This window comes from Oxalobacter formigenes (assembly GCF_002127965.1).
GTDB classification, from domain to species: domain Bacteria; phylum Pseudomonadota; class Gammaproteobacteria; order Burkholderiales; family Burkholderiaceae_D; genus Oxalobacter; species Oxalobacter formigenes.
The window spans coordinates 2065592-2078899 of record NZ_CP018787.1; the positions used below are offsets into that span (position 1 = coordinate 2065592).

Below are 13308 nucleotides of genomic sequence, written 5' to 3' on the forward strand. Positions count from 1 at the left end.
TTGTTTAGCCAAAAATAAAAAATTTAATTTAAATTTCCTAAATACATAGATGTATTATCTCTATTAAAAGCAGGCTCCCATTTCTCATCATTATTATCAATATTATAATGATAAGAAGTAGATGAAAATATTATCTGAGCATCTTTATCTGAAGCTAAATTTTTTAAATTAATCATAAAATTATTAATATCTTCTTCATGAATCTCATGTTGCCTAGGCGTATCCAATATTAAAAAACGGAATTGTCTATTTTTATCATTGAGATATAGCTCAAAAAAAGCAGCGCGAACAGCTAATATTACTCTTACTTTTGTGCTTCCCTTTATAGAATTAATTTTTTCTTTTCCAAATATAATTTTTAGATCATTCTCTACAATTATATCACGAGAAATGTTTTTAGTACCTAATATATCTAACCACTTTATAATAAACTCTTTAAATTTTAATCTTATTTTAGTATATTCAATATCAGAAACACCAACATTTGCAGACATAGAACCTATTAAATCTAATATTTTATCTCTTTCAACAATTTTATTAAAATAAGATGTTTTATATTTATTTACCACCTCAATAGACTTTCGTTCTCGCTCCAACTCAAAGATTTCTTCTGTCAACCTTCCAATCACATCTACCAACGATTTAATATCATCCCTTAATTCGATATTTCTAATCTGCTCTTCTAACTCAGAAATATTACTTTGAATATTATTTAAAAAATTGGATAATTCTTTGATTTTTTCATTAATAAAGTGAGAATTCGACTCAAGATCTTTTATTTGGTCTTTTAAATATAACAAATTCTTTGCATAAGATTCCGAACTCACGGTAAATAATTTGCAATCTATATTACTACATATATCTTTAAAAGAAGCAAACAATTTACGAGATTCTTCATTTAAATTTAATGTATCAATTTCCACTTCAATTTCATTTTTTATTCTTTCTATACCATTAACTCTAGATTGATAGCTATAGATTTGTTTTTGCACATTCTTAACATCAGAATACTTTGAAACTAATAATTCCTCAAGATTATTTAATACGCTTCCCTTTATATCTCGAGTTGTTCTCAATTTACTTAAATCTTCGCGTCTTTTTTCAATTTCATCAGCTAAATACTTTTCTGTTTTATTATCATTTATATTAATTTCAATATTTTCAATCATTCCTCTTATATTTACAATACTTTCATCAAGCATCTTTAATGTTTCATTGAGTTTCAGTAAATTTTTTTTACTATCAAATGAATTTTTTGGCAAAAATCCTAGAGCCAAACGAAACATTTCTGAAAATTGATCCTTAATGAAATTTGCTTGCGCGGTTTTATAATATTCCTGATATCCATAATCTTGGTCAAGATAGAATAATGGTAGAAATGTTGATAAATAAGGTTGTGTTTTTTTATTAGATGTAGAAATAAGATTTGAATATTCAATACCGGCAATATTGAATATAAATTTCGAGTATTCAGACTCAGTGTCAAATTCAATAATTTCATTATCATTTTGAATGACACTCACAAAGAAATTTCTATCAATTACTCTTGTTAAAGAATATATTTTTTCTTTATTTTCAAAGACTAGTGATACAGATTCACATTTTTCTGATATATCTTCACGGAATTTTATAGGATATCCTAAACAAAATACAATAGACAAAATTATAGGCGTTTTACCTCTTCCATTTGGAGCATATAGAAAAGTAATATCACTGCCAAAATTTAATATCTCTGATTTCCACCCATGTTCACCACGCGGATTAACACGTAAGCTTAACAGTTTCATTAAATCCCCAATTCGATTTGTTTCTCAGTTCTGATATTACGATAATTACGTTGGACCATCATTAAAGTAAGAGATAAATTGTTTGTATCTCTTTTTGCGGCATTAAGAACTTTTTTTCCTTTTTTTGTAGAAGAAATTATTTTAGAAATATCATCAATATCAATTAATTCTGCAGCTTCAAGAAAAGTCAATGCTCGAACAGTTCTTATTCTCAAATTAGCAGACCATCCTAAATACTGACTTTTTCCTTTAAATCCAACCAATGTACGTTCAAGGCACTCACCAACTAGTTGTCCGATTTCTGTATAGCGTGGTTTTGATTTTGCTGTAGAAATTATAAGTATCACCATAGCTATGAATGGCAAATGAAAAAGCACCTCGTTACTTAACAAAGAAGATTCTCTATTTTCATACTCTAATGAGCCAAAACTGCTAATATTTAAGTTCTTTGCTAATGAAAAAAATTCATCAAATTTCATCGAGCCTCTCCACGCACCAATACTGAAAAAAATCCTCCAAGAAGTAAACTTACCGTTATTGATTCATCTATTTTTTTATCTAACAAATCAATATGTAGCTCTTCGATTTCTTTTTTCAAGATATCCAGATTATAATAGTTTTGATGCCATTTTTTACAAATTCTAGATAGACTAGCCATCATAAAATTAAACTCAAATTCAGCAATAATATTACGTTTTTCCCTGACCCACACATCCCAATTAACTTTTTGTTCCGCGCAAAAATTGATCATTTCTTCATCAGCACCAGATTCTTTTAACTTCCTATATAAAATCGAAGCATTTTTTAAGGCTTTCGTATCACCACCATTAGATAATGAGTAATAAGCATTCTTTGATATACTTAAAATTGTAAGTAAATCATCTATTCCTATTCCCGCTTTATTATCAAGTTCTACTTCAGAAATATCATTTATTCTTGCAAATGACTTCTTTTCAACAAGATCAATTAAATTTTTAATAATTTTTTCAATTTCTGACTGAGTAAGATCAATTTCACTATAATGATATATAGCACTTCTAGCCTCTTCTGTCAGCCCAGTAGAGTCAGGATCAAGATACGAAACCCCAGGCATAAAAACTAACTTTTTGAGATGTTTCTCAATGACATCAACAGTAATAGGATTTTTTATTTCAAATACATCATTGAAATTATCAACTATGAATTTAAGATGTTTATTTTCAAATGAATCACTTTCTAGTTCACTTATGATGTTTTCAACCGCATCTTTTAGTTGGACATTTGTCATAAATGTTACTTTATTACATGTGTCCTCAAAATTTATTGAATGTATGATTAACCTACCTACAAAGCTATCACGTACACCTTCCAATGTTCTTTTATTTTTTTGTTGTTTTCTCTCATTAAGAGCAAGAATATCCGAAACTGACCATTGATAGTTTCTTTTTGCTTTTGTTTTAACTTGATAGAAATCATATGTAAAATTATCTGCCGATTTTTTTCTAACTACAAAATCATCATGATAATCACAGTACACACGATCAGTGTCTTTTCCATTAAGGATAGATAGGCATGCAATACTTGCCGCGCGAAATTGAGCTCTAAAGCGTGCAATCGTATCTCGCCCATTGTTTTCTCTAGGCTCAATTTCATGCAACTTGATTAGTTTTGTCATATGACAATACAAGTATTTTATGAAGAAAGGTTACTAAAGGCATCTGTTTTGCCCATCACATGTTCTTATAAAGACTAGCATTAAATCTGAACTATTTCTATGATTCATCTGCTATTTTTCTTGTATTTTTACCTATACCGATAACAAACTGTTCAATTTACAAACGTCTTTCTTGCAATAAACTATCCAATCAAGTAAATTCATGAACGGAGCCGTATGGAAGCGGCTCTGGGGGTCTGAATAATCTCCTATTTCCTATCTCGGTTAGCAACCGATACCGTGCTACCGACGTTCGCCAACGTTGCGGTGTAATCTACCGCTTCGTTGGTTGCGGCGGTCGCACATTTTTATGTGCAAAAACAAAATGAAAAAGCTTCCAACAAAACATAATCGTTTTTGTTGATTAGCTCGTAAACACTGGATAGTGGTACTGAATATACCCCTGGCTACTGCGTTTGCGAGTTGATTGCAAACGTTCGTTTGTCCGTCGGTTTGTGACGGGCGGGTGTCTGTGAATAAAATACCTCTCCGGAGGGAATAAGCAGGCAGCGTAGTTAGGACTGTATTCAACGCCCGCCCGACCCCTCGTAAGGTCATAACCTTTAACGGACGAACACCATGCATACCGCCGACACGGACAGTACCGACCCCATTTTCATCGCCGACTTCGGCGAAAGCCCTTCGGTTTTCATCAATGGAAAAGAAGAACCCATCTACCGTTATGCCGTCTGGAGCGAGAAGAAAATAAAGATCATCGAATATGGAGACGATCTGGACTATTTGCGTAAAAAATACGGCTACGACATACGTATTCGGGTTCTGAACTACACGGCATTTCCGGATGAACCGGTCTGATTGACCCGTTTTTCCGCTCAATTCGTCGCTTTGTGAACAACGAATTCCCAGTATTTATGCGGGTTTGCAGACGAAAAACGGTTTTTGTTTAACATTTAATGATAAACTGGATCTGCGGCAGTGGGCTGGTGCGCGATCGTCTATGTCCCAGATTGATCCCCTCTCGCTGTCGCACCCAAAAAACGGTCATGTATGCCGTTTTTATGTCAAACGATCCGCTCAGCCTCATTCCAGATTTCCACTGCATTCCCCTTTGATCAGTGCCTTGCCAGTTTCCGCAATATTTCCGGATGTGTTTCGGCGACACGGAGAAGCGTTTTGGCTGCACCGGACGGATTGCGTTTTCCCTGTTCCCATGCCTGTAATGTGCGGACAGAAACGCCCATCAACTTGGCAAAGGCCGGTTGGGACATGTTGACCTTGTTCCGCGCCCGGGTGATATCGGAAACGACAACAACCGTTTTTCTGGCTGCTTTTTTCTCTTTCATCTGTTTGGCAGATTCCAGAAGATCCTCGCAAAACGCATTCATTTCCTTATCCATTGATAAGCTCCTTCAATTTCAACAGTACATTAGGCGGCAAATTGTCGAATTTGGACTTTGAATAGGCAATCAGTAGCCAGATTTCCCCATCGTCAAGCATATTGTAATAAATCACTCGGGTACCGCCGCTTTTTCCCATACCGCTACGTTTCCACCGGACTTTCCGGACACCAGCGGCACGCGGTACTACATCGCCAGCCAAAGGATTGTTCGCGATCCAGCTGACAAATTCCAGCCTTTCTTCTTCAGTCCATATATTACTGATGTGTTTCTGGAAAATATCGGTTTCAATAACGGTATACATAAGCATAATATACTACTTGGTAGTATAGCAAAAAAGGATTTCCCTAACAGGAGGGCAATTTGGGTATCCGGAAAATCATACCGCGTCAGAATACTTCGGTCAGCTTGTATGTTATCAATCTGTTTTATCAAATAGAGCGATGCAGGCTTTTAAAATTTACTGCTGGTTTGTAAAAAAAGACGCCCCAAAAAAAAGCCATTGCAAAGCCGGTTCCTTTCAGAAATAAAAAAACCACAAATCATCAATGATTTGTGGTTTTGCATTCATGGCATGAGGGGAATTTGCAGCAACCCGAACTATTCCATTAACAGCCTGAATGAATTTGTCTTTTCCTGCAATTACGCAGCATTCCATCCTGTCATATTCATGAGCGCAATGTTGGCCCGGCGTTCAATGTCACATTCACTTGAACAGAATTCATGTGGAACCTGATTGATTTCTATGGTCACAGAGTTGCAATCGCTATTGATAAGTGCGCCGCAGTTATCGCAGACAGCATTGCTCATTTCGTTTGAATTTTTCATTTTTACCTCCTGACACGTGAACATTAAAAAAGCCCCTTTCAAGGGGCTTTTGCTGGCTTACATCGGCTGGATGTTTTTCGCCTGCGGCCCCTTTTGGCCAACGCCCGATTCAAACTTCACTTTCTGGCCTTCTTCGAGAGACTTGAAGCCGCCCGCCTGAATTTCAGAAAAATGAGCAAAAAGATCAGCGCCGTTATTGTCCGGTGTGATGAAACCAAAACCTTTGGAATTATTGAACCACTTGACAGTACCTGTTTCCATTTCGGAATTCCTTAAAAAATAAATGAAGGGCATTTGCCCGGGAGCAAGATAATCAAGGAAGACTGAATGAGACGATGAAGATACTGTGTAAACAGTGCGACGAAGCTGACTGAATCTGGGACTTGAAAATATTGAAGGGTCATCATAACACAGAAATCGGGTTTGACGACTTTTTATTGAGGCTGGCTGTTCTGGATCAATTTTCAATTAGCTGTGCGGAAATCGTTGTAGACTGATTTGTTCTGATGCATGTCTTCACCTTGCACCTCGGAAACTTGTCAGCTTAAAGAAGATTCATTATTATTTAACTGCTGTGTTCGGGAGTGAGCTAATACAAGACCTGAAAAGGAAATAGGCTCGGCCTTTGGTCACTTGGGTTTTAGAACTCCTGACAAGCATGCAGGTGGATAATTCCTCTGTCTGCCTTGTCGGCTTCTGAAATAGAAACTCCGCATCTTCAGTCTGAAGCCTGTTTCCTGTTTTTGCATTCTCCCTATTGGCGCTATCGCCACTCAGAAATATTCCGGTATCCGAAAATTCAAATCGTTCTTGCAACGGCAAAGAACCTGAACGAGTGGGAATAGCACTTTCGCACAAATCTTTTTCAAAATCCTTTTCGGGAAATAAAAAAGCCGCAAATCATTTTCCAATGATTTGCGGCTTTATATTCTGGCGGAGAGAGGGGGATTCGAACCCGCGTTAAGCCGCACGAATACTTGCTTACGCAAGCATATTGCATTAAAGCTGCAATCCTATTTTTTATCCCCGTTTTCAGTTGATAAGATTGTGCATAACATCGGTAACCTGTTGCTTTGCTGCGTTCGCTTTGACGTGCCCGGAAATGAGGCAGATGTACGATATTTTCGTACAACTCAGTTATTGAGAATTTCTCAATAGCTCGACCTTTTTACTGACATCAGCAAAATGGTCTCCACACTCCACTTATTAAGTATTCTTTAACAACTGAACCTGTAAGCAATTTTTACGTGTTCAGTTATTCGGAATTTCCGAAACACTGATCTTCCTGCGACCATTTCTCGCCTATCATTTTAAAGGCTTCTTTTTTTGTGAATCTATTTTCTTCATTTCTTTTGAGGCTGATTTAATGCGTTTTTTTACATCATTGATATTTTCTTCAAGCGGCAGATTTTCAGGCTCTAAACCACCAGACCGCAGCATAACATTTCTGACTTCTGTCCCGACGCTCTTTGCAGTCTGACTTAGATTTTTCAGTCCCTTTACATTATTGTTTTTTATGCGCTCCGTTGTTTGAGTGACTCTGAAAAGATTAGCGGCAAGCTCTGACTTTCCCATGAAATCATACAAAGTTTTGTTTTTTTCGATTGTCATCCCTTTGTAACGAATTAAATCGTTAAGCGACATATTGTATAAGCCTCTGTATCCAGCATCTCTGAAAATGCCGAACTCTCTGGATTGCAGACCTGCTGACATAGCGACACCACTGAGGAATCGTTCCCCATCTTTCAATTCATTTCTGACCTCAATCCGTTCCACGCTGTCATGATGAATAGCTTGTTCAACTAGCGCATCTGCAATTCCAGCCAATACGGTTTTCGCTTGTAATACTTCAGGCTTTCTGGAATCAGCATTCATTGTTATAAGGAAACATGCAAATCGTGTGAGCTTGTATGTGCTTACATCTTTCCCGTCAAATCTATATTTCATTTCCATGAAATTTTCCATAACAGGAACGTTCAATGATGCGCATGCGGAGATGGAGCGGTTGACTACTCTGTTGAACGAAGTCCATGAGTCATACCCTAATTTCTGCATGAATTCATGTGCAATCCAGTACCGAATTCCGTTCTGGTGCGACAAATCTTCAAATTTTTGGATATCAAAATCTTCTTGCATGATATTGTCCACTTAGTTATTAACTTATTTGAGTATAAGGTTTTTCATCCCGTTTTTGGTAGTAATAAATTTACTTTTTCTATTCTCTCCCGACCGCGGAATTCCGCGAACGGAATTAATTCAATCAGTTATAGCAGATTTCACCGCATTATACTGATCAATGCACAGGTTCAAATCCCGGATTGCGGTGTCTCCGTCTCGTCCGACAGCGAGAATACTTTCAGCAGTCGCTGGGTCAAGTTCGGCTCTCGTTTCTCGATCATCAGTGCCGGAATGTCCGGCTTCGGACACGTCGACACACGCACTGGCGGGGACTGACACCCGGACAGTACCGCGATTGATACGAGCAAGCAGATCATCGTATTTTCGTTTTTCATTGTCATTTTCTTTCTTTGTCTGGATCTGCATTTGACTGACTGTCTCTTTCAGATTCCGGTTTTCTTCCATTGCTTTTTCGAGGCGTTCTGTTTCTTGTCGCGCCTGCGATTCATTCATCTGGCTTTCGCTGGCTTCCCATTGCAGATGGCACAGCCAGTAACCGGCTAGGCATCCCGCAATCAATGCAAGGGTTCCTGTAATCAGACAACTTTTTAAACTCATACTTCCCCCATGCACATGCGGTATTCTTTTTCTCTTCGGTTGACCAACCCCGGCAATACTTTTCCGCCAGCCTTGTTCCAGCGCTTTATCTCACGGCACGATCCGGTGTAGTCGCCCGCGTTAAGCCTCCTGACTAAAGTCGAACCACAAAAATTCTTTGCCCCGATGTTGTACGCAAGGGAAACGTAGGCATCAAATTCGTGCTGATACAGTGGGACTTTAATGCACTGGCGTATATCGTCAGCGTGACGGTTCGCGCTGGTCAGCAGTTGAACCAGTGCGCGATCGGGCGTTGTCCTGCTTTTCATGGTCACGCCTTTCGTTTCTCCGTAACCGACAGTCGGCACGCCGACAGCGTCTTTATAGGCCTCACCCCGATATCCTTCGTTCAAAGCGATAGAGACCAAAAGACTGGCGGAAATGCCAAGTGCGCCGACGCCCATACGAAATTTATTTGACATGATCAGCCACCTTTGTGAGGCCAGTTCGTCAGTGCGAACCAGATTGCATAAATCCCAGAGGCTACACTCCCCATCCAGATCACGACCTTTCCGAACCACTTGAGCATCTTAGCCGTGCCTGCACCAGCTCGAAACATTTCTACGAGTTCCGACGTGTCCGCTTTGATCGACTCGATCTGTTCAGATTGCCGTGCGTCATTCGACTTGATCTCTTTGATATCAGCTTCGAGTTTTGCAACCCGTTCTGAAAGTTCGATCATATTTTTTTCCTCAATTCTTCAGGCAACTGTTTGCGATAAAGTTCCGACTCAAAAGCCGTCTTGCAATGATCAGGTTGCCAGAAAAAAATACAGTCAATTACGCAACGCAAAAACCGCCAGCCATTGCCCTCATCGCGCTTGCGCCATGCCGCACTTGATATCGTTTCATCCGCCCAGCCACCGAAAAGCGTATTGACGAGCTGATCGAACGCAATCGGTATTTGTTCAAACCGTCTGCTCATCGTTTACCTCGCCGTAAATAGACTGGTTGCTTTGTTCGATAAAAGTGACCGGTGTGTCAGTGTTACATGATGCCTCCGTTGCCGACTGCCCCCCTGTAATGTCAGGTTCAGGTTCAAACGTGATAACAATCGCCTCCAGCGCTCCCGGCGTTTCGGCGGCATAAATCCGGTTGCGCAAGCCCCATTTCATTTGATAAAGCGCCTCTGCATGATCGATCACCTCCAGCCGCATTGTTTTCAGTTGGGGCAAATTGACGGTATGAAACGTATTGTCATACGCACAGAAATGAACCGTCTCCCGATCCGTTTCTTCCAGCGCCACGATGAGGTTTGAAATATTGCGTGCCGCCGTCTTGTCCGCATTAATCTCGAAACCGGCAGATGAGGTGCAATGGGCTGTTTCTGCCGCTGTTGTAAATGCGGTGTTCAATTCGGCCAGTTTGGCGGCCTTGGCTTCTTCAAATGTCGGTACATAAGGCGCATTGATCTCATCGTATTTCGCTTGCCAGATTTCAACGTAGGAATTGACTTCACTGGTATAGCTGCTGATTTCGTGATTGCTGATTTTCCCATCGTCTGAAACGATTTCAAGGCTGCCTTTTCCACCATGCCATTGCAGTGCGTGCAGTCCGGGTATATGAGTCTTAAAATCACAAATTAAACCAATTCCGTTGACGATAATAGTCTTGTCTGACGGTATGACTGTTACATGATCTTTCATGTTTTTTCCTTTACAGTTTCATAATGAATGCCAATGCATAAAACGGCGGCAACGTCGGGACAGAACCGGATATGCTGTGTGAGTGGGGTAGAGAACCGCCAGTATTTTTTACAGATGCGAACGGAGAGTAACTGGAAGAGCTACTGTCTGTAGTAGCAATATTGGGTCCTATTGCGTCTGCGTAGGCTTGGCCAACGGTATGGTTGTGACTTGGCATCTGATCAACCGTCAGCGTTGTTGCCCCGGTTACTCCATTGATTGACGAAGAGGCTGCCCCGCCGGTTTCACCTACTGCATAACTACCACCTGCGCCAACAATGAATTTATCTCTCATGTCCGGCGTACCGTTTTCGCCATTGCATAATGTCCATCCTGACGGTATCGCATTTGCTGCGCCAGACCACATGCTGATAATTCCAGATGGGATCAGATTCAGCTTCTGGCCGTTCGACCCGAGCAATTCATTGAGATAAAGCAGTAGCTTATTCAGCGTGACCTTGAAATCGCCTTCTGTGATTCCCGTACCCGTGAATTCAATGATTTCCGGTAATTGATTATCCATATTTCCCCTTTTTAGTTTTTCCACATCAATGCTGTTTCATCCGCATTCCACATCAGTTTGCTTTCATCCGGATTCCACATATAATCCGATCCGGAAGAATAAGCGACCATCGCCCACGGGCCGACCGCGATTCCCGCTGCACATACCCGGAAATAAGTTGCATTTCCATAAAGTGCAATACATGAGAAATTCGGCGCAGAACTCTCGCCAGATCGTGTCCATGTCTTCATGTCTGACGACTGTTCAATGTAGTAATACTCCGCCCAGGGCGACGGCTCCCACGACAAAACGGCTCGCTCCGATGCGTTAGGCATCGATCTGACGATCAGTCCGGTCAGAATTGGCCGCATTTGTGTTATCGGCAACTGGGTATGCGTCGTTTCCGGCGGAATGTTTCCAGTATCAGCCAGATGCACCGCGTCGTCTTCACCAACAAGTTCAATCTCAACCTTGTTGACCCCTCTCGGCTTTAATGACAAGGCCCGAGCCGGTTGTCGCCATGTCTCGCCCCATCCGAATGCCGTATGTGTCGGCTCGCTTGTGTCACCGGTTCTGATCGTGAAGTCTGGTTCCGAACCTTCGGCGATGACGCACTGGTTTTCTGCTTCGCCTTGTGTGACGGCTGCTGGACCAAAGACTGACCCGTTCGGCCTGCGAAGTGCGATGTAATGGGTTTCGCCTGCTTTCCACGTCAAAGGCTCTGTGAGCGTCAGAACTCGCGTTTCTGGGTCATATGCCATCACGCTGGCAGACTGCCCCCATTGCGGCATATCGTGTGCAACGATGCACAGATCTCCCATCGTCGGGATAAACCCTTCCATTTCAGTGGACAGGGTAATCACGCGACGCCGGAACCGGTTACATGCAGCCATGTACATGCCTTCACGCCACGCCTGATCCCGGTTTGTGACACCCAGCAATTTCACCGTAACGGGTTTTTCAGCGATGGAATCCGGCATCTTTGCTTTCACCGTTTTCCATTTCCAGATTCGTGCATCGAAATATTCGATATCCACCGCGTCGGCGGTCTCTTCTGTCGGCATCAGGTACTGAACCTTGAATGACCCCTTCACGATATTGCGCATCGTAAACATGCCGGATGGAACGCTTTGCGGCTGGTCACGAATAATGCGAACCATGCCGCCCTGTCTGAACGGTTTGGCGCGCCCTGCCCGTGCTATCGTTGTTAATGCTTCCCATACCGTCGTTTTGGTATCGAAACGGATATCAATGTAATCTCCCCGTCCTGTCCATATCCTGTCCAGCTCATATAACGCTGGCAGATCAATTCGCCCATCGTTCAGTTTCGCGCTGTATTCGGCTTTGCAGGCATCAGCAAATGCCCATGCGATCGATCGGGTGGCCACAGGAGCCGACCATCCTGTTTCAGGATTCCAGACTGGTAATTTGCGAGTAGCAATAACATTGATTTTCCGGCTGGCCTGCTGACTGATATTATTCGTCGCACGGATCCGGACAGCCAGAAGCGTCATACCCGGATAGACCGTTCCGGCATCTTCAAGATACGCCCGAAGCGATGCCCAGCATATTTCATGACCGGCCCTGCTATTCGTGTTTTTCGTGTCTGTACGGGTAATTCTCGCTTCATAACGGCCCGGGGAAACGGTGTATCGGTAACTCCGGCGCTGTGGGGTTGATGTCGCTGCCTTGATGACTTCCGAACCCAATACCGTCCAGTCACTTAAAGCGGTACCGTAATCATCGATCAGACGGGCTTCACAACGAAATGACACGCTCATTTCACTCAACGTGCCGCTATCATTCGCCCAGTACAAACCTCGTGTACAGACAACATCGAATGCCAGCATATTGGCTGTGGTATCCGCTTCGTTGGCGACAAACGCACCAAGTGGCGTACCCGTTAACATTTCCTGTCCGGACACTTCTCCGGACGTTTCGACATTCGCCGGGAAAAGCGTCAATTTCGCGCCCGGTGGGATAACTTCCGTGCTGACTTCGGCAAACTGGTTAATATCCGTATCTTCGATGCGGATTGTCTCGATGTCGTATTCACCCTGCCCGATGCAGAAAAGCTGATACAGATATTGTTCGTTTCCGCTATATTCAACATACGGCGAAGCCGCGAAATCCGGCCACGAAATATGACGGCCGTACTGCACTGGAATTGGCTCACCGATCCGGGCACTGTTGCCTTGTGACGAGACAGAATAGGTCGGACTGGCGGATTCCGTGGATGCAATCGAACCCGACGATGTTTTAGCCGGGATCAGGACGTTGACCAGTGCGGCGCCAACAATACCGATGGCGGCTGTTACGAAAGTGGTCGCAAGCTTCCCGAATTCTAGGGCAGAACCAATAACCCCTCCAACATATGGCGCAAATACCATCACGGCTAACATCAGAATCATGCGCAAAGGGTTGGAACCACCTCCGCCTTGCGGCAAGACAAGGAACTGGACGATATCGGTTTCTGCGATTTCGCGTGTCCAGTATTTGCGAAGAATGACTTCGCCGTTGACCAGACAAATATACGGTTTTGAAATCACAGGTGCCAAATCACAGATTCGGCTTCCATTGACTGCCTTGATTCTTTGCACGTCTTTACCGGGGTTCCACGGATTGTGATGTACAGCGATTATTGACATGTTTTTCCCATAAAAAAACCGCCTTAAAAGGCG

The 13308-nt window shown here is 42.1% G+C and carries 16 protein-coding genes; 1 reads left to right on the forward strand and 15 read right to left on the reverse strand.

The annotated features are described in order from the left end of the window. Positions 1 to 23 precede the first annotated feature (23 nt). From BRW83_RS09715 to BRW83_RS09725, 3 genes are read right to left on the reverse strand one after another with little or no spacing between them, the layout of a single operon-like run. On the reverse strand, positions 24 to 1787 hold the full coding sequence (locus BRW83_RS09715; protein ID WP_005879700.1) for an AAA family ATPase: 1764 nt from the start codon (positions 1785 to 1787) through the stop codon (positions 24 to 26). Then, positions 1787 to 2266, reverse strand: a complete 480-nt coding sequence (locus BRW83_RS09720) for a hypothetical protein (RefSeq protein WP_036602569.1) — start codon at positions 2264 to 2266, stop codon at positions 1787 to 1789. The genes BRW83_RS09715 and BRW83_RS09720 overlap by 1 nt, the downstream gene beginning before the upstream one ends. Next, positions 2263 to 3441, reverse strand: coding sequence for a dsDNA nuclease domain-containing protein (locus tag BRW83_RS09725; protein WP_005879699.1), 1179 nt, complete (start codon positions 3439 to 3441; stop codon positions 2263 to 2265). Before BRW83_RS09725 ends, BRW83_RS09720 begins: the two co-directional genes overlap by 4 nt. Positions 3442 to 4059: 618 nt before the next feature. Between BRW83_RS09725 and BRW83_RS09730 the strand changes: the two genes are divergently transcribed. Continuing rightward, positions 4060 to 4296, forward strand: coding sequence for a hypothetical protein (locus BRW83_RS09730; RefSeq protein ID WP_005879698.1), 237 nt, complete (start codon positions 4060 to 4062; stop codon positions 4294 to 4296). 257 nt (positions 4297 to 4553) lie between these two features. On the opposite strand, the gene BRW83_RS09735 is transcribed toward BRW83_RS09730, so the two are convergent. From BRW83_RS09735 to BRW83_RS09785, 12 genes are all read right to left on the reverse strand, one after another. Further along, complete coding sequence (locus BRW83_RS09735; protein ID WP_005879697.1) at positions 4554 to 4838, reverse strand: helix-turn-helix domain-containing protein; 285 nt, start codon at positions 4836 to 4838, stop codon at positions 4554 to 4556. Next, entirely contained in the window at positions 4831 to 5148 is a 318-nt protein-coding gene (locus tag BRW83_RS09740) for a type II toxin-antitoxin system RelE/ParE family toxin (RefSeq protein ID WP_005879696.1), read from the reverse strand. Before BRW83_RS09740 ends, BRW83_RS09735 begins: the two co-directional genes overlap by 8 nt. A gap of 332 nt (positions 5149 to 5480) precedes the next feature. Further along, positions 5481 to 5666, reverse strand: a complete 186-nt coding sequence (locus tag BRW83_RS09745; protein ID WP_036602567.1) for a hypothetical protein — start codon at positions 5664 to 5666, stop codon at positions 5481 to 5483. 57 nt (positions 5667 to 5723) lie between these two features. After that, entirely contained in the window at positions 5724 to 5927 is a 204-nt protein-coding gene (locus BRW83_RS09750; protein ID WP_036602565.1) for a cold-shock protein, read from the reverse strand. Between the two features lie 1044 nt (positions 5928 to 6971). After that, the gene (locus BRW83_RS09755) at positions 6972 to 7802 is read right to left on the reverse strand and encodes a BRO family protein (RefSeq protein WP_050757765.1); all 831 of its coding nucleotides are present in this window, start codon (positions 7800 to 7802) and stop codon (positions 6972 to 6974) included. Between the two features lie 120 nt (positions 7803 to 7922). Next, positions 7923 to 8297, reverse strand: coding sequence for a lysis system i-spanin subunit Rz (locus tag BRW83_RS09760; RefSeq protein WP_232455509.1), 375 nt, complete (start codon positions 8295 to 8297; stop codon positions 7923 to 7925). A gap of 101 nt (positions 8298 to 8398) precedes the next feature. After that, entirely contained in the window at positions 8399 to 8863 is a 465-nt protein-coding gene (locus BRW83_RS09765; protein WP_036602561.1) for a lysozyme, read from the reverse strand. Between the two features lie 2 nt (positions 8864 to 8865). Beyond that, positions 8866 to 9123, reverse strand: a complete 258-nt coding sequence (locus BRW83_RS11915; RefSeq protein WP_050757687.1) for a hypothetical protein — start codon at positions 9121 to 9123, stop codon at positions 8866 to 8868. Next, positions 9120 to 9365, reverse strand: a complete 246-nt coding sequence (locus BRW83_RS09770) for a hypothetical protein (protein ID WP_036602558.1) — start codon at positions 9363 to 9365, stop codon at positions 9120 to 9122. Before BRW83_RS09770 ends, BRW83_RS11915 begins: the two co-directional genes overlap by 4 nt. Further along, positions 9349 to 10086, reverse strand: coding sequence for a DUF4376 domain-containing protein (locus tag BRW83_RS09775; protein WP_005879690.1), 738 nt, complete (start codon positions 10084 to 10086; stop codon positions 9349 to 9351). The genes BRW83_RS09770 and BRW83_RS09775 overlap by 17 nt, the downstream gene beginning before the upstream one ends. A 10-nt stretch (positions 10087 to 10096) precedes the next feature. Next, on the reverse strand, positions 10097 to 10648 hold the full coding sequence (locus BRW83_RS09780; RefSeq protein ID WP_145814919.1) for a hypothetical protein: 552 nt from the start codon (positions 10646 to 10648) through the stop codon (positions 10097 to 10099). Between the two features lie 11 nt (positions 10649 to 10659). Next, positions 10660 to 13275 carry a host specificity factor TipJ family phage tail protein gene (locus BRW83_RS09785; protein ID WP_005879688.1) on the reverse strand — a complete coding sequence of 872 codons (2616 nt, stop codon included), beginning with the start codon at positions 13273 to 13275 and terminating at the stop codon, positions 10660 to 10662. Between the last annotated feature and the right edge of the window lie 33 nt (positions 13276 to 13308).